The sequence below is a fragment of the Synechococcus sp. R55.3 genome, assembly GCF_047461975.1.
Taxonomy (GTDB): Bacteria; Cyanobacteriota; Cyanobacteriia; order Thermostichales; family Thermostichaceae; genus Thermostichus.
Genome location: NZ_JANSIG010000053.1, coordinates 1 through 20,441 on the forward strand (window position 1 = coordinate 1; position 20,441 = coordinate 20,441).

Here is a 20,441-nt window from a genome sequence, read left to right on the forward strand (position 1 = left end):
CTGTCGCGCTTGAGCCAGTCATCGACGATGTCGAACCATCCTCGCTCCTGACGCACGCGCCCTACCGCTATGGTCATAGGACGATATCTCCAGAACAATGACGACAAATAAAGTGCAATACAGCAGCGCCTGCAACATTTCTAAGCAGCACTGTCCTTCCATCTTACGAAAAATCAATAAGTTGCAACACAGCCTCAGGAAGAAGCGCTGCCTCAGCTCATCCGGCGCAGGGATCCCTTGTGTTTTAGGATGGGAAGGGTTTTGGCTGAGGGCAACTGAGCCGGGATCCGTTCACGGCGGCGGAGCGGAGCCCACAACAACAGGGAGGGCATCGTGGTTCAAGCCAAGATTTTGTTCGCAGCGGCAGAGGCAGCACCTTTGGCCAAGGTGGGGGGCATGGCGGATGTGGTGGGATCCCTGCCTGTCGTTTTGCGCAAGCTGGGTCAGGATGTCCGCATCATCATGCCTCTGTATGGCTTTCTCTGGGACAAGTTCGGCCAGGAACCGGGGCAATACCCCCGCTCGAAAGATCCCATCTGGTCTAAACAGGTCATGGGTCAGGTGGCCGATATTTACGAAAGCGTTTTGCCCGGCACCGATGTGCCCCTCTACTTGGTCAGCCACTACTGCTTTGCTCCCCACCGCATCTACTACGGCGAGGACGAGTTCTGGCGCTTCACCTTTTTTGCCAACGCCGTAGCCGAATTTGCCTGGACTTACTACCCCTGGAAACCCAACATCATCCACTGCCACGATTGGCACACCGGCATGATCCCGGCCTGGATGCACCAAGCTCCCGATATTGGCACGGTGTTCACCATCCACAACCTGGCCTACCAAGGGCCCTGGCGCTGGCAACTGGAGCGCATGACCTGGCTGCCCTGGTATTTTTCTGCCCACAACACCATGGCTGCCGGGATCCTCTACGCCGACCAAGTGAACACCGTCTCGCCCACCTATGCGATGGAAATTCGCACCCCTCTGCATGGGGAAGGACTGCAGGACTTGTTGGCCTGGAAAGGGGAACGGTTGCGAGGAATTTTGAATGGGATCGACATCGATAGGTTTGATCCCCGCACCGACCCAGACCTAGAGGCCAATTTCAGCATCGATGATCTCAGCGGGCGGGCGACCAACAAAGCCACGCTACAGGCCAAGTTGGGCTTGACCGTTAACCCAGATACCTTCCTGATGGGCATGGTGGCCCGTTTGGTCGAGCAAAAAGGGATCGACTTGCTCATCCAAGCCTTGGATCGCTTTTTGGCCTACAGCGACGCGCAATTTGTTTTGCTGGGAGGCAGCGGCGAAGCCTACTACGAAGGGCGGATCCGGGAGATGGCCGAGCGGCACCCGGGCAAAATGGCCTACCAAAAAGGCTACCAACCCAAGCTGGCCCAGTTGATCTACGGGGGGGCAGATGCGTTTTTGATGCCCAGCCGCTTTGAACCTTGTGGCATCAGCCAAATGATCGCCATGCGCTATGGGTGTGTGCCCATCGTCCGCCGCACGGGGGGGCTGGTGGATACGGTCAGCCACCACATCCCCAGCAAGGGGATCGGCACCGGCTACTGCTTTGACCGCTACGAAGCCCTGGACTTTTACACCTGTCTGGCGCGGGCTTGGGAAGCCTTCCAGCACAAAGAAACCTGGCAAGCGCTGCAGAAGCGGGGCATGGCCAGCGATTTCAGTTGGCACCGCTCAGCGCTGGAATACCTGCGCATGTATGAGCTGATTCTCAACCTACCGCTGCTGCCGGAAAACCCCTCCCCGCCTAAGCTCAAGAAGCCCATCTCCTCCCAGCCTCGCTCCAAAGGGATCCCTGAGCTGCAGCAAAGACCCGAGGAGTAGGGTAAAGTGGAACGGGTCAAGAGAGGTTTTGGGGGTTACCCGCACATGATTGGACGACGTCCCGCTGTTGCTTCCCAAGGCTGTCGCCAGGACGCCATCGCCCAGGGACTTAGCCTTCTGCGCCGTTCTTGGGCGCGGTTGGTTTTCGGCGTATTACTCGGCCTCATCTTGGGCGTGGGCTCCACCTTCTGGGCCACCGCTCAGCAGCTCCCTGCCGGACAGCAGCTTATTCCCAATCCGCAGCAGTTTCGCGCTCTAGAGCAACCCAGCAGCGCCCTCAGCGCGTTGCGAGCCGAACAACTGGCCGCCGAAGCCGATGCCGCCATCCAAGCGCAAAACTACGACCAGGCTGTCGAGCTGCTGCAACAGGTGTTCAACGCCTACAACCAGCGCTCCAACTACCACCAAGATCTCTCCCGCGCCTTCGCCGGGATCCAAAACCGCATCTCCGAAGAACAGCGGGAGCTGGCCCGTGTTGCCGCCCAAGCCCGGGATCAAGCCGCCTACGATTTGGCCGTGGTCTATCGCGCCGCCGGGCGACCGGAAGAGGCTGTGGGCTGGCTGATCCAGGTCATCAACAGCCAGGGCCCAACCCGCGAGCTGGGCACCCAAGCCTATCAGCAGCTCTTGGAAATCGGCTTTGTCAGCACCCCCTTTCCCAGTTAGAGCTGCTCTTCCAGATTGCGATAGAAAGCCAGCGCCGTTTGCCCATAGGTTCGTTGGTCAAAGCGCAGCAGGGATCCCACCTGGTCTGGTAGCTTCTGGCCGCTGCGATGCTCGACGATCAAGGTTCCGCCTGGCTTGAGCAAGGGCGGGATCAGGGGCAGGAGCGGGGCGTACAGACCGGCCTCGTAGGGAGGAGCAAAGTACACGTAATCAAATGGCTCCAAGTTCAGGCCGCGGCTGAGCAGCTTGCGGGCATCCCCCTGAATGACCTGGAAAGATTGCCCCGGCTGCGCCACCTTGGCCCAGTTGGCTCGGATGATGCGGCAGGCAGGGGCGGCAATCTCGATCCCGGCCACAAAAGCGGCCCCCTGACACAGAGCTTCTGCTCCCACCGTACCGGCCCCACAGCACAGATCCAGCCAGCGACAGCCTTCCACCTGCCCTTGCAAGATGTTGAACAAGGCCTGCCTCACCCGGCCAGGTGTGGGTCGAGTGCCCAAGCCAGCGGGAGTTTGCAGCGCTCGTTTGCCGCTGATGCGCAGGCTCATGGGATCCCTTCAGGGGCTAGGCGTGGCCGGCAACTGGCCGGTCAACCCACTGCGCTGGGCGGCGCGATCCCGCTCCATCTGGATTTGCTCCACCAAAGGTTGGGGCAGTTGGGCGGAAGCTTGCAGGGCCTGATCGAAAAGGGGGACGGCCTCTCGGTCTTGCCCTTTGGAAACCAAAATTTGCGCCTTGAGGTAATAGAGCTCCGGGTTGTTGCAGGAAGCAGCAATGGCCCGATCCACCGCCTCCAATGCCTCGTCAAAGCGCTTCATATCCCGGTAGGCCAGAGCTTGGCCGCGGTAGGACAGATAGTCAGGCGCTGCCATCCGAAACTGATTCAGAGCCTTCTCCCGGTAGGTCAGCAGCAAATCCATGTAGCCGTTGAGCAGATTCAGCTCCGGATCGCTGCTGTCCACTGCCTGGGCGGCCCGGATGGAGGCAAACAATTGATTGAGGGTGGGCAGAGCCTTGGGCAAACCGATGACCACCCCATCTCGCACCACAATGTTGGCTGCCTCTAGCCCGTAGCCCACACCCTCGTAAAGGTTGCCACGCAAGGGATCCGTCTTTTTCAGCTCGGCAGCCACCTGTCGGGTTTGGGTAGCCAACCGGGCAAATGCTTCCAGATCTCCTTCCTGATAGGCCAGCGCTGCCAACAGGGCATAGACCATCGGCTCTTCGGGAGAGGCTTTCTTGGCCATTTCCAGCTTTTCCCGGCTCTGGCTGTAGCGGCCTGCACAGAAGAACTCTTCAAAAGCTGCGGCTACCTCTGGGCTGATGGGGCGGGCATTGTCCCCGCTGCGGAAGGGATCCTGCGCCCAAACGGGCAGAGCGGATCCCCACACCCAACAAATCACCCCCAGCAGTTTGCCCAGCCTGCTCATTTTGCCGATACTCATCCCCACTGCCTCAACCCCCACCCCTGTCTAACTTTCCCTTTAGCGCAGCAGTTGGGCAATCGAAGCAATAGCCGCATCTTGAACCAACTCATTGGGCTCATAGGCCAGAAGATCGTGCAAGGGATCCAAGGCGCGCGGATCCCCAATTTGGCCGAGGGCACGGGCCGCCGCCTCCCGCACCACCGGCTCATCGTCCGCAAGCTTGGTCAGCAAAGCCGGCACCGCCTCCACCACCCGCATTTGCCCCAACTGGTAGATGGTTTGCAGTTGAGCCTCCAGAGGGGTTGCTGCCGCTGGGAAAACAGAGCTGTACATGGAAATGCCCGCAGAACCGTCGGAGGAGTAGCCGCCATAGGCCATCGAGATGGCCGAGAGAGCCTGCAACGCCTCTAGGGCACGAGATCGCTCTGCCCCGCTCATCTGGGGCAATTGAGCCACCAGATCATCAAAAGCTTGCTGCACAGGATCGACAGCCGCAACCTGTTGGGCAATGCGAGTTAATTGGCGATCGGCCTGCACCTGCTGCCAAGACTGGAACGCTGCCAGACCTGCCACTATCAAAGCCGCATCGGCCAGAATGGCCAGCAGCGCCATTCCTCCCCAAATCTTGCTGCGACGGCTGAGCCTTCGCATTTGCTTATCCACATAGACAAAGGCTTGGTGCTGCCGTTCCCAAAAGTCGGGGGCCACCTGCAGAGTTTGGGCGCTCAGATCGGGAGACAGAAGGTTTTCCTCGCGGGCTACCTCCAGGCTCTGTAGCCTTTGATTCAAGCGAGAAAATTGTTTCGTCCAGAGCCAAGTAAACATCAGGTCACGTCCTCTCTGCAAACCTGCCATCGAGAACCAAGTCTTGCTGACACAACATTGTGCAGGACATTGTGCGGGAACATTATGCGGGCTGTGCTGGCGTTCAGTGTCAGGCAAGGTTGGCCCACTTTCCCCTGGGATCCCAGAGGGGGAGCTTATGCGACAGGATAACAAAAGCGTCGGCTCCCCACCACCGGTCTTTACCCCAGAATCGCAGGATACCTCTCATCATGGAGAGGCCGACGAAGGATACAGAGAGGTTGGCTGCACTTGCGACCGAGAGAACCCGAAGGCCACCGCGTCGAGCTTCTCGACACCCGACTGACCGTTTGAGCCATTCTGCCGCTGCCTGAGGAGATGCCATGACCACTGCCCTCGCCCCCCGTAAAACCCACACTTCAGAGGAATACTTTGCCCTGGAAGCTGAATCAGAGGCCACAGGCGGGATCCGCCGTGAATTTCGCAATGGGGAAATTATTGAGATAACTGGCGGCACACCCATTCATAGCCAACTGATTACCAGTGTCAATGCCCTACTTTGGCTTAAGCTAAGAGGCAAGGGTTTTTCCGTTTTTTCTAGTGATCTCAGACTTTACATACCTGCCTTCGAACAATATGTCTATCCCGATGGTATGGTGATCCAAAACCCAGTTCAGCTTAAAGAAGGGCGCAAGGATACTGTCACTAACCCTATCTTAATTGTGGAAGTGCTCTCGCCTGCCACCGAAAGCTACGATAGAGGAGCGAAGTTTGCTGCCTATCGCTCTCTCCCAACTTTACAGGAGTATCTGCTAATTGACCAAGCTCGAATCAGTGTAGAACACTACCGCCGCCAGGGAAATGTCGAGTGGATCTTCAGGGACTACCATGCCCTGGATGATGTTGTTACGCTGCCATCTGTCAACATCACTTTTTCCCTGGCAGACATTTACGGTGATATTGAATTAGAGCAAGATTCAAATGCAACACGCTCCTGACAAGAACCTACTCCCCCACTTGAAATGTAGATGAGGCAAGTTGGGAATGCCTGAAGTGATTCTGCTAGATATCTACATCCGGCTCTGGCTAGGGTTACACGGCTATGCCATAAAAGACTATTAAAGGATGAGATGGGCGACAATGTTTGCAGAAGTATCTAGGGCGTTTTAACTCATTCAAGGGAGGAAAAACTATGACTGCTACCTATGCTGTGTCTTCTAAGCCAATGACTTTTGCTGAGTTTCTGGAGTGGAAACCTAACAGACGATACGAACTACACAACGGAGTTGCGGTTGAGATGCAACCCACAGGGAAACATGATGAAATCAGTGGTTTTCTTGCCATCGAATTGGCATTAGAAATCCGCAGGTGCAACCTCAACTATTTTCTAGGTCGGGACACCTTGATCAAGGCGCCGGAAGGCGATACTGCCTACGCTCCTGATGGGGTGGTGATTGACCGTACCGCCTTGGCCAGAGAACCCCTGTGGCAGAAATCCTCGACGCTCATCCACGGAACCTCTATTCCTCTTGTCATTGAAATTACCAGCAACAACTGGCGAGATGACTACTGGCATAAGCTGAGTGACTACGAGACGTTAGGTATTGCCGAATACTGGATTGTTGACTACCAAGCGTTGGGGGGTCGTCGGTACATTGGCGAGCCGAAGGTTCCCACAATCTCGGTTTTCCAACTGGTCAATGAGGAATATCAGGCGCAATTATTTCGGGGCAATGACCGGATTCGCTCTAAAGTTTTCCCTGAATTAAACCTCACGGCTGAGCAGATTTTTCGGGCTGGAGCCTAGCATGGTCAAGGCACTTCCGCCCGTATTAACTCGTGGTCAGAGGCAACTTTTTCCAGCCCATTGGCAGAAGCATATCGAATTGGCTGATATATGGCTACCACCCTTCTGAAAGACGTTCCACAATATCCCGACGGGACAACACCTTTTCGCAGGTCTCCCATCTTGGGCCTTTGGGTTCAACTGTGCTTGCGTAGCGCAGCTCAAAAGCGTTGGCCTGTTTCTTGCGCTCTGTAAACTCCTGCAATTTGGCCTCCAGAGTTTCGATATTCTCAATCCACTCATCTTCGATAGTATCGGGCAAAGAACCGAACAAGTCGTAGCGATCTTTCATCCGCTGAGAAAGCACCTCGTATACCTTTTCGTCGTGGGTACCGTGGTACACCAGGTTGAGCATGTCCACACGGTCGCGGGTCTGACCAAAGCGCTTGATCCGCCCGATGCGCTGCTCTAGGCGGGAAGGATTCCAAGGGAGATCAATGTTGATCAGCGTGCCCAAAGTTTGGAGATTCAGACCTTCACAAGCAGCATCGGTGGCCACCACCAGCCGAATGGTACGCTCTCGCACGGCTCTCTTGATATCTTCCCGCTCTGCGCTCCGCCATTCTCCGGCAAAAAACAAACCCGACTTGTGGGCGCCTGCATAGAGAGCCACACTTTCTTGAGGCAGACGTTGGCTCAGGTTGTTGGCCACCCAATGGGCGGTATCAAAATACTGGCTGAAAATGATGCATCCCAAGTCCAGCCAGTGTCGTTCCTGTAGGAAATAGAGGACGGCATCGAGTTTGGGATCCGTGCTCTTTTGGCTCAAGACGCTAACAATGCGCTCCAAATGGGCATATTCTGCCTCTAAAATCTCTGGAAGGTTGTCTAACAGCCAATCTTCTTCTCCGTCCTCCTCAAAAAAACGCCGCTTTTCCAGTAGTTTCTGAGCCGTAGATAGGCCGCTGGCAATACTGGAGCAGATCCGGCTTTGCATGATGCTTTTCATAAACCCAGCGGATTGGGTACGCTGTCTCAAAGCCCTAGCAAAATCTTGGGCAGCTTCATAGGCCACATCAAATTCGGGAGAAGTGAGCAAACCCAGCCCACAGAACATGGGCAATTGCTCTCCCTCGCTCGGCCAAATATCGACGGCAATCCGCTCAAGCAAGCCCAATTCTTCCAAGGTAGAGCGTTTTCGCAATACGGTATGGCGCAGAATTGGGTTGTGTCGCTGGAAAAAAGTCAGCCCCTGTTGGCGCTCTTCCAGGGCATCTCGCAGTTCTTGGCGGGTGAAGTCCTCCAATTCCGTCAGGGGCTTATCTGTGAAGTGTTGACCTTTGAAGAGCTTCAGATCGCTGCGGATGTGGTCAAACAAGGGATCCTCAACAGATGGCGGCAGAGGATTGCGGAGCAAATTCCAGGCAAAATGCTCGTCGGTCACTGCTTGTTGTCCTGTCAAGATGGGCAGGATCCTTTGCGTCTGCTGCCACAACTGCTGATGCCGTCGTCCCAACACATGCTCGGCACCGCTGTTGAGCACTCCCAGCAGATCCCACAGTTCCTCAACATGGGTTTGGATGGGGGTGGCTGTGCCCAAAAGGACGTGCTTGGACTGGGTGGCCGCCTTGCCCATAAAGTCCAAGAGATTGTTGGGTTTGGGATCCCTTACCGTGACACCACGGGTACAGCGGGCGCGGTGGGCCTCATCCAGGACAATCGTGCCAAAGCGTCGTTCCAAAAGGCATTGGGCTTCGGGGGCATTGTGAAAGATGAGACCCGTAGAAACAATACCAATTTGATAGGGGCAACGGCCAATACCTTCAGCACCCTTGGTTTTGATGATGTGCCCATTGGCATCTTGCCATACCTTGCGGTTGGAGAGCCACACAGCAGAGGGAATGCCCAGTTTATCTTTGAGTTCCACTTGCCACTGCTGGCAGAGGGTAGCCGGACAAAGAATTAAGGCTGGCCCATCTTCCAAAAGGCACGCCACCATCGCCGCAACCGCCAAAGACAAGGTTTTACCCAGCCCCACTTCATCTGCCAGAATGAGTCGCACTGCACCATACAGCTCTCGGTGTTCCAGGAACATTTCCACAAACGACTGCTGCCATGGTTTGAGAACCTCACCCCGGCGATAGAGAGGGGCTTCCACCAATGCGGCTCCAGGAACATCGACAGGTTGCAAGTCTTGAAGAAATACCTCTACCTTGCGAGATAATCGCCCCACCTCTTCCACAATCGCTTCTGGCAGAGGAACACTCCGTTCCCACAGGTACTGAAACTCCGCTTCGACCCAAGCAACCCCTTCTGGCGACTGGTCTTCCCAGACAATTTCGTAATGCTCTTGCCATCCCTGCCGCGTTTCGTTGAGGCTGCCGATAAAAGCAGATTTGGTGCCATCTCTTGCCTCAATAACACCTGCTTTGCCGTGGAGAAAGGGGGCATCTGCGGCTGACACCACTCGCACTTCCACTTTGCCGCTTTTGAGGATTTCGTAAAGTTGACGGTAGCGGGGGCGCTGTAATAGGCTGGTGATCAATTCTCCTTTCTCTTCGTTCCATTTTTCTTTGAGCGCCATTTCTCTGGCCTGGCGGGAAGCTTTGCCGATGGCAATATCCCAGGGATCCAAGTCGCTGTTACAGACGATCTGCACCTGCTCGATGTGTGTAATCTCTTCAGTCACCAATTCAAAAATAGAAGAGCGAAAGTACCCAGCAATGCGCTTGTAGGTGCGTGCCTTTGCCAGGCGATCTTTGAGAAAGACATGGCTGAGCCGCTGCTGGCGGGAACTGAAACGGCGTAGGAAAGAAGTGCTGGACATGGCGGGCTGGGGTAAAATTGTAACAATACTCTAGCCTTAAAATGAGCAGCCGAAGGCGCAAGCAGCGTCTTTGCAGAATAAGCTGATCAGCGCAAGGTAGCCATGTCAACCGTACAAGAGTCTGCAGGCTTTCAGGGCAGAGAGAAGCGCAGCATAGGAATATCCGAAGCACAAGCGCGGCTTATTCAAGAGAAAATTCAATCCGTCTTTGGCTCGGATCTGTGGGCTATTGTTGTCTATGGATCCCGCGCCAATAATTCATGGGTTCACGGCTCTGACCTCGATTTATTAGTAATTGCAGAGAATATACCCGATTGCAGAAGCAGAGATGACTTACTGCTTCCTACCTGCAGGGATCTAGAAAAACTTCTTGGCTTGGAGATAAACTTTATCTTGCTAAAGCCCACAGAGCTATGCAGGCCAGCCAGCTTGACTTATGAAGTGGCTACCAACCACCACATCATCTATGAAAAGCAGAACTGCATCACGCAGATCAGGGATATAGTCAATCAACTCATCTGTGACAGTTTAATTACGTATAAAGTATGCCGGGGGATCCCCTATTGGGTGAATAACGATGAGAAAGAAATTAGCAAGAGACTACTATCAAAGGGCTAATTATCGCATCCAAGCGTTGTCATTCTTCTATGAGGTTGGCGATTACGCTGATGTAGTTCGGATGTGCCAAGAAATCATTGAGTTATTCATCAAAGCTTGCCTAATCATTAAGGGAATAAACTACGGCAAAACCCATGACCCTGGTGGCCAAGTAGCAGAAAATAGGGAACGGTTCCCAGAGCTTTCTGACGAGGAAATAGCCTTGCTGGAAAACATATCGTTTGAGATGCGCAAAGATAGGGAGTTAGCTTTTTATGGAGCTGTAGATATTGTCCCCTTGGAATACTACAAACAAAAAAATGCGGACAAGGCTATAGCTTATGTTAACCAAATAAAGTCGATTGTTGAGAAATACTTTAACTCAGATGCTGAGCTTGAAGGAAGCCCTGGCAATACAACTTGTGAGTGAGTTAATCCTATAACTTCTTCTTCAACCCAAGCGTTCATTTCTAATCAGTGCAAACAAGATATTAGCGGCTGAGGATTCTTCTGGATAGCGGTGTTCTCGCTTGCGGGCAATGTATTGACAAAAAGCCACCAAATCATCCCGGCGCATGTGGTAGTTGGGCACCAAAGACCGCAGGTGTTCCATCACCTCATCGCTATCCGCTTCTTTCTGCAGTTCGTAGAGAGCAAACAAAACGGCTCGCAGTGCTGAGCGGCCAAATTCGCCCTCAAAGCTGCTCTTCTTGAAGTCTAGAGCATTTTTGAGTCGGGCATTGTTGGGCTGCTGAGAGGCCATCAATTCGCCATAGTCGCCAACTCGAAATGCCTTGGCAAAGTTCTGGTAGTTGTCCAGCTTCTTCAGCCCTACCGCTTCCAGTTCCATCATTTTCAGATAAAAGCGCTCTGCACCACAGCACCCCTCCCACACACCCGGCGCAATCCCTTCGGGTACAAGATGCTCATTGGCAACCTGCACGGCATAATCAATAATTTCCCGAACGATATCTCTTTCGCCCTTGGGTCGGGGCCGCACCGCCGCCGCTACCATGTCCTGCCCATCGATGCGCCGATAGCCCGTCAGCACCCGCAACGCCGCCGCATAACCCGCCATCTGCAAATCCGCATCCTCAAACAAATTCTCGGTGCGCCCTTTGCCCTTGGTGCGCTGGTTCAATCCCACCATGGTCTCGATTTGATGGGCTACTTCCTGCCGCACTTCCTCCACCAGTTCGTCCCGATAGGCGGACTCGTCGCGCACCCGCTTGCGCGCTACCAACAATACCGTGCCCTGCACGTACCCGCCCTTTTTTAGTTCGGAGGTGGTTTCGGTGGCAATGTACCAAGCCGCTGTGACCTGCAACCCCGCCCCCCACATGATGCTGGCCATGTCCGACCACACTTCGGCATCCTGATGGGTAAACATCACAATCTGCAAGCCGTTGTCGGGCATGTGGTTTGCCAAGGCAGTATAGGCGGCAATCATATCCTGACGGAACTTTTCCCCCTTGCCCTGAATGGCCAACGCCCGCCGACTGTCCCACACCCAATCGGCAAACTCCTTGGGGGGATTCTTGCGCAACCACGCGATGAAAAATTCCGTGATCTCGTGGTAATGCACCGCATCCGCATACGGTGGATCGGTGATGAAAATATCATTTAGAACAGCCAAGTAACTTGATTGCCTCGTCTCTACGACTTTGGTTATTTCCTTCAATACAGGAGAGTTTTTATATTCTGTATCTAATATTGTGAGTAATGAGTTAAAGGCTCTAGTCCCATACATCCATTGTGTGTTAAGTGCCTGGTTGTAAAATGTATTTGCAAAATTATCGCTTGCTCCTCCGACTTGCCTCCCCGATCCATCCTTTGCAATTCTTTTTTCAGAAGTAGCCCAAGGGGTCAACTTGCTACAATAGTTCGTGAGATTAGAATGTTTTACGAAAAGTGTTGCAGAAATAAAGCCTCCTTGTTGCAAGAGGTTAAATAAGAATCTAGAGAGGGTATAAATCTGTCGTGCCAAAAACAAATGATGCCAATAAGTCCAGCCCCGCTCCCAAATTGGCTGACTTGTATTGTATCCAGGTTCAATCGGCATATCGGGAACCAGACCAGCTTCTTGCCAAGCGGCGAGGTTTTCTCTAACGATTTGCTCTACTTTGCGCTCTCGTTCTAGGTCGGCGGGGGTGACGCTGGCAAAAAAGGTTTCTTGACGGCTTTTGCCCAAGGTTTTGGCGGTGATCCACTGAATGCAATACAGCCGTTCCTGAAAAATGTCGTCGGGGCGGGGCATAAAATCGTGTTTTTCCCAGCGGCGCAATTTGTTTCCCGTCGTGCCATCGGGCAAGCGGTAATCGCCGCGAATGGTTTTGATCGGCGTGCGGTATTCTTCCCCATCCAGCACGTACACCAAATCGCCCTTTTGCACCGTGCCCTTGGCGGCGGCGGTCATTTCCGCTTCGCTGACCCCGGATACAATTTCAATTTCAAAACGTTTTTGGTCGTAATTGGGGATTAACTTGGCCACCACATTGCGGGTTTTGCTAATCACCCAACTGGGAGCCATTGGCACCATCCAGCCGGTGTGGGGGCAACGGGTTTCTAGGCAGTATAGGTAGGCTTTGGCGCGGTTGCCGTGTTCATCATGCTCGATGCCCAGCTTCGTAATTTCCTGATCCACCGCTGCGGCTACTTCCCTTTGGGCTTGCTCAATTTCCCGGCGGGTGGCTTCATCTGCCCCCACGATATGCAACGCTCCCCAAGTGAGCATACAGGCAATGGGATTGAGGTCGCTGGCATAGACATCGCATCCCAGCCTTGCCGCCTCAAAGGGAATTTGACCGCTGCCGCAAAAAGTATCCCCCACTCGTGGGCGATGGCCAAACCGCAAGATCCCCAGTTGTTCCACCAATTCCGGGAAACTGTGGGCATTTGTCCCCAAATGTTGGTTCACCCGATCCCAAATGGGGCCGTAGAGGGTGGCATCGTCGCATTCTTCCGGGCGTTTGCAGAGTTCCAGTTTTTCCAGGTAAGAGCGTTGCGCCAATTTGGGTTTGTCCCGTGGCGATTTCAAACGCCGTTCCAAACTGCTGTCGGCGATGCCCATCAGCAATTCAAAAATTTCCAGATCGGCTTCCGGATCGTCGGTGGCGGGGAGCAAGGCCCCCAACACGCAGGCTTTGGCCAGGATCAGAGGTTTGCGCCCTTTCCAATAGCTCCCCAACGCCGTGAGGGTTTGGCCAGCCCCAGCTTTGCGTTCCTTTTGCGCTTCGGCGCTGATTTTTTGGGCAGGCAAGAGCCGCTCGATCAAACTCGGCTTATCTTTCCAAGCAAGGGGGATGATGGACAAGGGAGATCTCCGGCGATACCATCGATCATGGTAGCTCTTAGGGCCCTAAGCCGTGAACTGGGAAGACTATATTCATTCGGATCCCGATATTCTCTTGGGTAAGCCAGTTTTCAGAGGAAGTCGCCTATCGGTGGAATTTATTTTGGGGCTATTTTCGGCAGGCTGGACGGAAAAGCAGATTTTGGAAAACTACCCTACGCTGACTCCAGAAGCACTTAGGGCTATGTTTAGCTATATCCAAGAATGTATGCGTGAAATGAACTTCTACAGTTTTTCAGATAAAGTCAGTTGATGCAATTTCTCGTCAATGAAAATTTTCCACGCTTAAGTATCTGTCTATTGCGAGATGCTGGCTTAGATGTGGCATCGTTCTCAGAGGAAGCTCCAGGTACTAAAGATTTCGAGGTCTTGGCTAGAGCTGCACAAGAGAAGCGGATTATATTGACTTTTGATCGGGATTAGCGTCCTTTGTAAGTCTAGCTTGTCCAAATCTGGAATGGACTCTGGAAGAGCGTTAAACAACTTGCGAAACTGGGCAGTGGTGCGAGATTTCACAGTGTTTCGGGGTTTAATTCTTCCGTCTTGCCTGCTTGATACTCGGCTATTGCCTCGGCACCGAGTTTTGCTAACATATCCGCTGAAGAAGCAAAGGATTCTTCCCATCGCTGATCGTCTTCTAGCTCATCAAGAATCAGGCTGGCAATTGCATTTTGCTCCTCTGTGGGTAGAGCTTTTAACTTGCTAATCGCTTTCTCCAGCAGTTCTGTCATCATTTGCATTCTCCCAAATAGGCGGTTTTATCTAGTATAACTTAATCTCTTAGCTTTGTCGTGCCAATGGTTGCTTCACTATCCCAAAAGGGCGAGGGATCTTCTTGCAAGCAGGATAACAGGCTGAGTTGATCGGCTTCTACGGCTTCGCTACGCAAGCTATCGGAACAAGCTGGCTGGTATGGGCGCTTGACCGGAGTGGGCACACTCAGTTCCGTCAAGGGATTTTCTGTGAGGGCATAGCGCAGGGCTTTGCGCCAACCGATATTCCCGTGATCGACACCCCCTGTCGCCGCTGCTGTCATGGTGTAAAGCCACCAGCGCTCTTCTGGACGCAGCCCTCTCCAGTTGCGAATGGCATTGGGGATCGCCTCCGGTTTGGCCCGTTCTACTGCCCAAGCCAGCACCAGCAATTCCTTCCCCAGCAGACGTTCTACGAGGTTGCGGCCAGTTGTCCAACGGCTCGGATTCATTTTTTTCGCCCGCAGGCGGTCATTAAACTCTTGTTTGAGATCCTCAGCAATCTGGCTCCAGATAGACCGGCTGAGAACACAGCGCTCCGCAATGTCCGGCTGTCCGTTGATGCCCGCCTTGATGCCATAGACTTCGTAAATCAGCACAGGAGCGGTTCTGCCGGCAGGTATTTCGACCACAAAGTGGTGGGGATCAACGGTTTTGGGACAGCCGAACCCCACCGTCTCCCATTTTTTATCGCTCACTGCTCTACCTCTCCCGGCTCAGGATTGATTTCCAACCGATGCAAAAAGACTTCCAAATCGTGGCCGCTGCTGAAGCGTAGGTCGTCCAAGCGCAGACTCACCTCTGCCGTCTCATTGCCCAAAGCCTGACGTGCTATCGCAATAAACTGCTCAATGTCTTCCGCTTTTACCACCATATCGCTTCCAAACCGGGTGGTGATGGCTCGGTTCCCTTCCCCCACGGTTAGGGAGATCCCACCCGCCAGTTGCACACCCAAAGCCTTGCTCTGATTGATGGCCGTATAACTCGCCTTATTTCCTTGCAGGTTGAGGCGCTTGTGCAGCTTAGCCGGTTTGTTTTTGTCAATCACCGGCCCTTTTTGGTCGAGCGCCGGGATCGTGAAGTTGCGAGTGGTGCTCACCCCTTGATCTTCGGCGTAGGCATAGATGGTAACGGCTTCTGATCCCTCTAGTTCGATGGGGCCAGTGTAGAGGGTGCCTTCCCGTGAGTTAATGCCCGTGGTGTTCCAGCGAATTTGACCACGGGGTTTCACGGTTAGCTCTACGGTGCGCTTGCCGCCGCCAATACGAGGCTGGTGGGTGAGGGTCAGCGTATTCTTCCAAGCATAGACATCCCCTGTCTCGTGCCGGCCATCCGGGTCAATGGCGACAAACCACAGGGCAGTGGCATCGGTTGTCCAGATCGTATCGGGCACCACAGGGCTGTTGGCATCCACATTGGGCGTGTAGCTGTAGTGAACACGGCCATTTTTGCCCGCATCTCGAGGCAGAATTTCCAAGGTAGCCGTACCGGTGCGGTCATCGTATTCTCGCTGGGTGATGGCTACGGATGTGCGGGGGGGCGGAAAGGGCCCCTTTTCGATGTATCCATCTTCGGTGTACCGCCAGCGACCTTGGCTGACGGCTATCTGCCGCAGGGTATCCATTCCTTTGGGGGGCAACCAGGGCCAGCGCTCGTTGGTGATGGTGCGGGAAACCACGTCTCGCCAAGGGATCCGCCGCTCTCCCCCTGCCGGCCACAACAGGTCTTCTGCTCGCGACAGCAACGCCTCGGCATTGGCTTCCACATCGACATACAGCTTGGATGCACCGACATCGGATAGGGCTTTTTCGATCTGCTCTTCAGCATGGAAGGTATTGCCCGTAAAGGTCATGGAGAGCTTGGTAGGAGTCAGTTTGCCCTTGATGGGGTAATAGACCCGATTGAACAGGCTGACCACAGTGGCGTTAAAGTCGTAGGCGGCTTGTTCGGCCTCTTCCTCCAGTTCTGCTTTGTGGGGGGATTTGTCTCCACCGGTTTCTTCCAGTACTCGGGCAACGGCCCACAAACGACGGGTTTTGTCTTCTAGGCTGGCCAGATTGGAGCCATCTCCGGTAACCACACAAAAGTTGTTCTTCTCGGGAACACTTTCCCAAAACTGCTGGGCCTCTTCTGGGGGTGTTTTGCTGTCTGGGCTGAGTACCAGGCACACCCGCGGGCCATTGAGGCGAATCTCATCAATTTTGGGCAGGGCTTGCACCTCTTGATAGGCAATCCGCCGTTGGGGTCGGAAAATTTCTTCCAGCCGCCGCTTCATTTCCGCATCAATTTTCGGCTGGGGAGCGTTGCGGGCACGGCTATCAATGCGCTTACGCAGGTTCTCGATGTTGGAAAAGTACCAAGCATCGTTTTCTTTGCGGTGCAGGTACCAGGCGTTGGCACGGAACGCTTGAAAAGCATCCTGAAATTCGCTGACATTCCGCTGAGGAGCTACTAGGTATTCCAAAAATTGCCCCTCGGTAAAGCCTTTCACGGCATCAACTGATTCAGACAGAGAGGCAGTCAACAGCAGGGCAGCAATCTGACTGGCAGCATCATGGCCCAGTTTTTGATCCACCAGTTCAGCGACAGCAGTGCCATTGGCCGCAATATCGTGGGCAATCGCTCCCTGTAGATTGCTGATTTTGTTGATCTCTTCCCGCACATCTGGGATGTTGAGGTTCAGATGCTGGCAACCGATCAGGTAGACATCGTTGCTGGGACGCTCCCATACCGACTGGATTATTTTTGAAACAAACTGCATCAAGCCGCGAGTTTGACGGTAGCTTTCGTTTTCCTTAAATAGGGCAATGATGTGCTTAACCGAAGGATGGAAAGGGTAAGAAGCATGAATTTCGGCGGCAATTTGTTCGGCAGTTTTGGCAATTGATTTGGCTCTGGCTGCATCTCCCAGCACTTTTGCGTAGGCAGAAGCAACTGCATCAATGGTTTGTACATTGGGCAGGGAGCTAAATAGCCGCTTGCGGAGAATGTCGTAAATTTCCGATGTGCCCAGGTCTACCGGTGTGATGGATCGCGCTTGGCGGTTGGTTTCTTGAGCGAAGTTACCGATTGCTTTTTGCAGTTCCCGTGAGGCTCCTTCGTAGCTGCCGGATAGGTTGGAAATGACAATGCAGCAGCGCTTTAACTTCAAGGCGGCACTCAGCAGGTTCGATAGGGCGTAGGTTGTCACTTGCGCCAATGTACCTCCGCCCACCATGCGGGTAATGGCGTAGTCGAAGTAGGGCGGCAGCTCGTCCAATAGAATGAGGGTGGGTTCATCTCCAATTAAATCAATCCAATCCTGCTCACTGGGGGCATCTGCTCCGTGCTGCCAAAATTTGACAAAAGCCTCTTCTTTCCCCAGTTGCCGGGCAATCTCTCCCCAAATAAACCGTTGCTCGAACTTGAGGCGTCCATTGATGGCAACCAGTTTAGCGTCGGCAAAAGGAGCATCTTGAGTGATGTCTGGCACAACCTCGGCACGCAAAGCGGCATCCCGCGCCAGCAACCCTAGGGCAATCATGGAGTGGGTTTTACCACCCCCCATCGCCTGTTTGAGTTCAAACACCGCTTGGTCGGAGCGACCTGCCAGCCGTTTGAGCCCCTGACGCAGCAACAGATCCATCCCGCGGGTAATGTGGTTTTTGGCGAAGAATGCCCGGGCATCCTCTGCTGTATGCTCGATAACATTCGACAGATTTTCAATTTGCTCAACTATGGCGTAGTTCAAGGCCATAGGATGAATTTGACAAACGTCTTTGACGGTGGGAATCATTGCGGCTAGCTCCTGCTACCCAAGATGGTGACCCTCTCTTCAACTAAAGGAACTGTGGGGGGTGTTTAGTATTTAGCAGAGCTGACACAGGCAGGCAAGGGTGGCTGTTCGATATTCATGTCCCGCCTTGTTTGGGATGCGACGGTCAGGATGGGGATCCCTCTGTGAGGATTTGGTTAACCTTTTCTGTCCACTGGGGATCTTCAGGTGCAATCACTATGCTCTTGGGTCGGGATCCCAGTTCCCGATAGATGGGCTCCACTGCAGGAGTGCCCCGCAACTGCCAAGCTATGTCTTTGAGCTGTTGAGTGGTCAAGGTCGATAAATCAAGGATGGTCATGTGGATAGCTCCCCCTCTGGGCCAGTGAATCTCTGTAGCTTCGACCCGTTGGGCTTTACCTCAAGATAAACGGAGAGGGTGGGATTCGAACCCACGGTGGCGTCAACCACGGCAGTTTTCAAGACTGCTTCCTTAAACCGCTCGGACACCTCTCCAAATTGCCGGGATCCCCAGGCTTTACTTATGTTACGCAATGGGTTTCTGGCTGTGCAATCGCTGCCGACCACAACCCCCACAGATTTACCCGCCACTGCCGCCGGAGACCTGAGTGGACGCCTGATGGTTGCGAATGGCCCGCTTGACCAAATTGAGGAAGGCAAAGGCCCGTTGGTCGGTGGGATCCAAGCGCATCACCGCTTGAAAGGCTGCTTCCGCCTGTTGCAGAACGGCCAGATCGATTTGTCCATCCTCATCGGCTTCCAGTTGGGCCTTTTGCAAGAGGAGGGCCCCTCGATTGTAATGGGCTGCCACATGGTTGGGATCTGCCGCCAAAACGGCTTCCAGCTCTGTCAGGGCCGGATCCAGATAGCCGCTCATGCCCAGTACCCAGGCCAGCTTGTAACGAGCTTCGGTATGGGTTGGATCGGCAGCAACCGCCTGGCGAAACGCTTGGATGGCAGCCTGGAAATCGCCCGCTTGTACCGCTGCGATGCCTTCTTGGTAGCTGTCGTGAGCCATGAGCAAGTTGGGGGTTGACTGGGAAGCTGGCATGAGGAAGGGATCCCTTACCTGTAGATTAACCCTTGCCAAACCGGTGGCTCCCAATTCCCATCCCAGGTACCGAGAACAGAGCCGTGCCCCCGCTGGTTTACCGTCTTTTCCCTCTTGGGGGTGCCATCTGCAGCAGGAGAAACTGCCGCGGCAAGAGATTGGAGATTGCGCAAAGCCTGACCCGCATAACCTGCGCCCCTTCCTAGGATGAACATAGCCATTGATTGGGTGTGAACCATGAATGCCAAACTGCTTTTCCTACCGCTGGCTTTGGGGCTGTCTGTGGCTCCGACCACCGCTGTTTTTCCGCAAACCCTAGGCATCTACCCTCCTTTACAAAGGCTGCAACTGGCCGATACTCGTCAGTTGGATGTTGGCACCCGCTCCATCATTGTCAACCCCGTTCCTTCCGACCTGCGGGTGAATCTGGAGCTGGATCGGCACGGGTCTAACCCCATCTACCGGCCTGGCGAGCCGATTGCCATTACCCTGAGCACCAACCGCGATGCCTACGTTTACCTGTTCAGCATCCAAGCCGATGGCCGTACCCATCTGATTTTGCCCAACCGCTTTTCCGGTGGCAACGAGTTTCTGCGGGCCGGAGAAGTGCGCACCTTCCCGCCGCCAGGGGCCAGCTACCGGTTGACCATCGCTCCACCCTTCGGCCAAGCCCAGGTGTTGGCGGTGGCATCCCCCCGTCCGCTGAACTTCCAGGAGATCGCCTCTTTCGAGCAGAGTGGATCCTTTGCCGATGTGCGGGTGCGGGGATCCCAACTGGGCAATGCCATTGCCCGCGCCATCATTGTCGAGGGGATCCCTTCTGACCAGTGGGTGACGGCCACTCGGTTCTATCGGGTTGCCCCGCGCTAATCCAAGCTCTGAGACCTCAGGTGGATGGCCCGCACAGGATCCCCTTCATCGGGTATATGACCAGCCCCACCGTTCAAGCTGGGAAGGAAGTCAACCACCCCAAAGGCTGCCCAAAGATTGGGTTCATCTGCCACAATGAGAGCAGCCAAAGGTAGTCTCGGCTACGTTTCTCCTGTGCGGTTTTGGTCGGCCATTCTATGTCCCCTTCCTCCAAGCCCCTGAGCGAGCAGATTCGCAGCATTGACGACCATCTCTCCCGCCGCCCCCTGGATCTGGATCCGGCGGGCTATTTCGTCATCTACTTGGATCGGGAGCAGAACCTCATTTGCGCCAAGTACTACAGTACGGTGATCAACGAGCGGGGGCTGGCCACCGATCCGGAGACAGGAGCTGTGATCCCGGCAAAGGGCTCCGTCAACCGATCCCCTGAACGGGTGTACGTTGGGCGCACGGCCAAAGAACTGTGTGTGCAGATCTTTGAAAAGGAGCAGGAGAGAGTGGTCTCCCAGCTCAGCCATGCGGCCTACTTGGGAAGGGAGTTTCAAAAAGCCGAAGCTGCCCTGATCTCTGGCGAGGAGTACATCCAGGACTGATCCCTTCCCAGAAAGCTCACCAAATTTTCGGGCTGGAGGCCCGCACCATAGCCGCAGGCTTGGTGTCGGGAGGAAAGCCCTCCTCCATATAGG

General features: G+C 54.3%; 20 protein-coding genes and 1 tRNA gene. 10 read left to right on the forward strand and 11 right to left on the reverse strand.

What is annotated here, in order from left to right; genetic code table 11:
• Positions 1-333 precede the first annotated feature (333 nt).
• Both glgA and NW849_RS09275 read left to right on the forward strand, forming a co-directional pair.
• Positions 334-1,848, forward strand: a complete 1,515-nt coding sequence (glgA, locus tag NW849_RS09270; RefSeq protein WP_414357397.1) for a glycogen synthase GlgA — start codon at positions 334-336, stop codon at positions 1,846-1,848.
• Positions 1,849-1,893: 45 nt separating this feature from the next.
• Positions 1,894-2,514: a hypothetical protein gene (locus NW849_RS09275; protein ID WP_414357398.1), complete on the forward strand. Its 621-nt coding sequence runs from the start codon at positions 1,894-1,896 to the stop codon at positions 2,512-2,514.
• Here NW849_RS09275 and rsmD read toward each other — a convergent pair.
• The 3 genes from rsmD to NW849_RS09290 are packed head-to-tail and all read right to left on the reverse strand — an operon-like array spanning position 2,511 to position 4,766.
• The gene (gene rsmD / locus NW849_RS09280; protein ID WP_414357400.1) at positions 2,511-3,062 is read right to left on the reverse strand and encodes a 16S rRNA (guanine(966)-N(2))-methyltransferase RsmD; all 552 of its coding nucleotides are present in this window, start codon (positions 3,060-3,062) and stop codon (positions 2,511-2,513) included. The two genes, NW849_RS09275 and rsmD, sit on opposite strands and share 4 nt — an antisense overlap.
• Positions 3,063-3,071: 9 nt before the next feature.
• A complete protein-coding gene (locus NW849_RS09285) occupies positions 3,072-3,959 on the reverse strand; it encodes a Sll0314/Alr1548 family TPR repeat-containing protein (RefSeq protein WP_414357401.1) in 888 nt (295 codons plus the stop codon).
• Between the two features lie 39 nt (positions 3,960-3,998).
• On the reverse strand, positions 3,999-4,766 hold the full coding sequence (locus tag NW849_RS09290; RefSeq protein ID WP_414357403.1) for a HEAT repeat domain-containing protein: 768 nt from the start codon (positions 4,764-4,766) through the stop codon (positions 3,999-4,001).
• Between the two features lie 362 nt (positions 4,767-5,128).
• On the opposite strand from NW849_RS09290, the gene NW849_RS09295 reads away from it, so the two are divergent.
• Positions 5,129-5,743 carry a Uma2 family endonuclease gene (locus NW849_RS09295; protein ID WP_414357404.1) on the forward strand — a complete coding sequence of 205 codons (615 nt, stop codon included), beginning with the start codon at positions 5,129-5,131 and terminating at the stop codon, positions 5,741-5,743.
• Between the two features lie 194 nt (positions 5,744-5,937).
• Positions 5,938-6,552 carry a Uma2 family endonuclease gene (locus NW849_RS09300; protein WP_414357405.1) on the forward strand — a complete coding sequence of 205 codons (615 nt, stop codon included), beginning with the start codon at positions 5,938-5,940 and terminating at the stop codon, positions 6,550-6,552.
• Between the two features lie 94 nt (positions 6,553-6,646).
• On the opposite strand, the gene NW849_RS09305 is transcribed toward NW849_RS09300, so the two are convergent.
• On the reverse strand, positions 6,647-9,358 hold the full coding sequence (locus tag NW849_RS09305) for a phospholipase D-like domain-containing anti-phage protein (RefSeq protein WP_011433328.1): 2,712 nt from the start codon (positions 9,356-9,358) through the stop codon (positions 6,647-6,649).
• Between the two features lie 102 nt (positions 9,359-9,460).
• On the opposite strand from NW849_RS09305, the gene NW849_RS09310 reads away from it, so the two are divergent.
• Both NW849_RS09310 and NW849_RS09315 read left to right on the forward strand, forming a co-directional pair.
• Positions 9,461-9,976, forward strand: a complete 516-nt coding sequence (locus NW849_RS09310; protein WP_414357407.1) for a nucleotidyltransferase domain-containing protein — start codon at positions 9,461-9,463, stop codon at positions 9,974-9,976.
• A complete protein-coding gene (locus NW849_RS09315) occupies positions 9,936-10,385 on the forward strand; it encodes a HEPN domain-containing protein (RefSeq protein ID WP_414357408.1) in 450 nt (149 codons plus the stop codon). The genes NW849_RS09310 and NW849_RS09315 overlap by 41 nt, the downstream gene beginning before the upstream one ends.
• A 21-nt stretch (positions 10,386-10,406) precedes the next feature.
• Here the strand turns inward: NW849_RS09315 and NW849_RS09320 are convergent, their stop codons facing one another.
• Positions 10,407-13,268 carry an anti-phage-associated DUF1156 domain-containing protein gene (locus NW849_RS09320; RefSeq protein ID WP_414357410.1) on the reverse strand — a complete coding sequence of 954 codons (2,862 nt, stop codon included), beginning with the start codon at positions 13,266-13,268 and terminating at the stop codon, positions 10,407-10,409.
• Positions 13,269-13,320: 52 nt separating this feature from the next.
• Between NW849_RS09320 and NW849_RS09325 the strand changes: the two genes are divergently transcribed.
• The gene (locus NW849_RS09325; protein ID WP_011433325.1) at positions 13,321-13,560 is read left to right on the forward strand and encodes a DUF433 domain-containing protein; all 240 of its coding nucleotides are present in this window, start codon (positions 13,321-13,323) and stop codon (positions 13,558-13,560) included.
• Entirely contained in the window at positions 13,560-13,730 is a 171-nt protein-coding gene (locus tag NW849_RS09330; RefSeq protein ID WP_414357412.1) for a DUF5615 family PIN-like protein, read from the forward strand. Before NW849_RS09325 ends, NW849_RS09330 begins: the two co-directional genes overlap by 1 nt.
• An 89-nt stretch (positions 13,731-13,819) precedes the next feature.
• Here NW849_RS09330 and NW849_RS09335 read toward each other — a convergent pair whose 3' ends face one another.
• The 6 genes from NW849_RS09335 to NW849_RS09360 all read right to left on the reverse strand — a co-directional run bounded on the left by NW849_RS09335 (position 13,820) and on the right by NW849_RS09360 (position 18,885).
• On the reverse strand, positions 13,820-14,041 hold the full coding sequence (locus tag NW849_RS09335) for a hypothetical protein (RefSeq protein WP_011433323.1): 222 nt from the start codon (positions 14,039-14,041) through the stop codon (positions 13,820-13,822).
• A 38-nt stretch (positions 14,042-14,079) separates the two neighbouring features.
• Entirely contained in the window at positions 14,080-14,757 is a 678-nt protein-coding gene (locus NW849_RS09340) for an anti-phage-associated DUF3780 domain-containing protein (RefSeq protein ID WP_083757646.1), read from the reverse strand.
• The gene (locus tag NW849_RS09345; RefSeq protein ID WP_414357414.1) at positions 14,754-17,834 is read right to left on the reverse strand and encodes an anti-phage-associated DUF499 domain-containing protein; all 3,081 of its coding nucleotides are present in this window, start codon (positions 17,832-17,834) and stop codon (positions 14,754-14,756) included. Before NW849_RS09345 ends, NW849_RS09340 begins: the two co-directional genes overlap by 4 nt.
• A 145-nt stretch (positions 17,835-17,979) precedes the next feature.
• Positions 17,980-18,174: a hypothetical protein gene (locus NW849_RS09350; protein WP_011433320.1), complete on the reverse strand. Its 195-nt coding sequence runs from the start codon at positions 18,172-18,174 to the stop codon at positions 17,980-17,982.
• Between the two features lie 70 nt (positions 18,175-18,244).
• Positions 18,245-18,329: transfer RNA gene (locus tag NW849_RS09355), tRNA-Ser, on the reverse strand.
• A gap of 85 nt (positions 18,330-18,414) precedes the next feature.
• Complete coding sequence (locus tag NW849_RS09360; RefSeq protein WP_238376725.1) at positions 18,415-18,885, reverse strand: tetratricopeptide repeat protein; 471 nt, start codon at positions 18,883-18,885, stop codon at positions 18,415-18,417.
• Positions 18,886-19,122: 237 nt separating this feature from the next.
• Between NW849_RS09360 and NW849_RS09365 the strand changes: the two genes are divergently transcribed.
• Both NW849_RS09365 and NW849_RS09370 read left to right on the forward strand, forming a co-directional pair.
• A complete protein-coding gene (locus tag NW849_RS09365; RefSeq protein WP_414330041.1) occupies positions 19,123-19,755 on the forward strand; it encodes a DUF4384 domain-containing protein in 633 nt (210 codons plus the stop codon).
• 197 nt (positions 19,756-19,952) lie between these two features.
• A complete protein-coding gene (locus tag NW849_RS09370; protein WP_414330043.1) occupies positions 19,953-20,348 on the forward strand; it encodes a DUF4346 domain-containing protein in 396 nt (131 codons plus the stop codon).
• The last annotated feature ends 93 nt before the right edge of the window (positions 20,349-20,441 follow it).

Bases quoted from the DNA above. Each gene is read 5' to 3' on its own strand.
- NW849_RS09275 (WP_414357398.1), top strand. From the start codon at position 1,894: ATGATTGGACGACGTCCCGCTGTTGCTTCCCAAGGCTGTCGCCAGGAC.
- rsmD (WP_414357400.1), bottom strand. From the start codon at position 3,062: ATGAGCCTGCGCATCAGCGGCAAACGAGCGCTGCAAACTCCCGCTGGC.
- NW849_RS09285 (WP_414357401.1), bottom strand. From the start codon at position 3,959: ATGAGTATCGGCAAAATGAGCAGGCTGGGCAAACTGCTGGGGGTGATT.
- NW849_RS09290 (WP_414357403.1), bottom strand. From the start codon at position 4,766: ATGTTTACTTGGCTCTGGACGAAACAATTTTCTCGCTTGAATCAAAGG.
- NW849_RS09295 (WP_414357404.1), top strand. From the start codon at position 5,129: ATGACCACTGCCCTCGCCCCCCGTAAAACCCACACTTCAGAGGAATAC.
- NW849_RS09300 (WP_414357405.1), top strand. From the start codon at position 5,938: ATGACTGCTACCTATGCTGTGTCTTCTAAGCCAATGACTTTTGCTGAG.
- NW849_RS09305 (WP_011433328.1), bottom strand. From the start codon at position 9,358: ATGTCCAGCACTTCTTTCCTACGCCGTTTCAGTTCCCGCCAGCAGCGG.
- NW849_RS09310 (WP_414357407.1), top strand. From the start codon at position 9,461: ATGTCAACCGTACAAGAGTCTGCAGGCTTTCAGGGCAGAGAGAAGCGC.
- NW849_RS09315 (WP_414357408.1), top strand. From the start codon at position 9,936: ATGAGAAAGAAATTAGCAAGAGACTACTATCAAAGGGCTAATTATCGC.
- NW849_RS09330 (WP_414357412.1), top strand. From the start codon at position 13,560: ATGCAATTTCTCGTCAATGAAAATTTTCCACGCTTAAGTATCTGTCTA.
- NW849_RS09335 (WP_011433323.1), bottom strand. From the start codon at position 14,041: ATGATGACAGAACTGCTGGAGAAAGCGATTAGCAAGTTAAAAGCTCTA.
- NW849_RS09345 (WP_414357414.1), bottom strand. From the start codon at position 17,834: ATGATTCCCACCGTCAAAGACGTTTGTCAAATTCATCCTATGGCCTTG.
- NW849_RS09350 (WP_011433320.1), bottom strand. From the start codon at position 18,174: ATGACCATCCTTGATTTATCGACCTTGACCACTCAACAGCTCAAAGAC.
- NW849_RS09360 (WP_238376725.1), bottom strand. From the start codon at position 18,885: ATGCCAGCTTCCCAGTCAACCCCCAACTTGCTCATGGCTCACGACAGC.
- NW849_RS09365 (WP_414330041.1), top strand. From the start codon at position 19,123: ATGAATGCCAAACTGCTTTTCCTACCGCTGGCTTTGGGGCTGTCTGTG.
- NW849_RS09370 (WP_414330043.1), top strand. From the start codon at position 19,953: ATGTCCCCTTCCTCCAAGCCCCTGAGCGAGCAGATTCGCAGCATTGAC.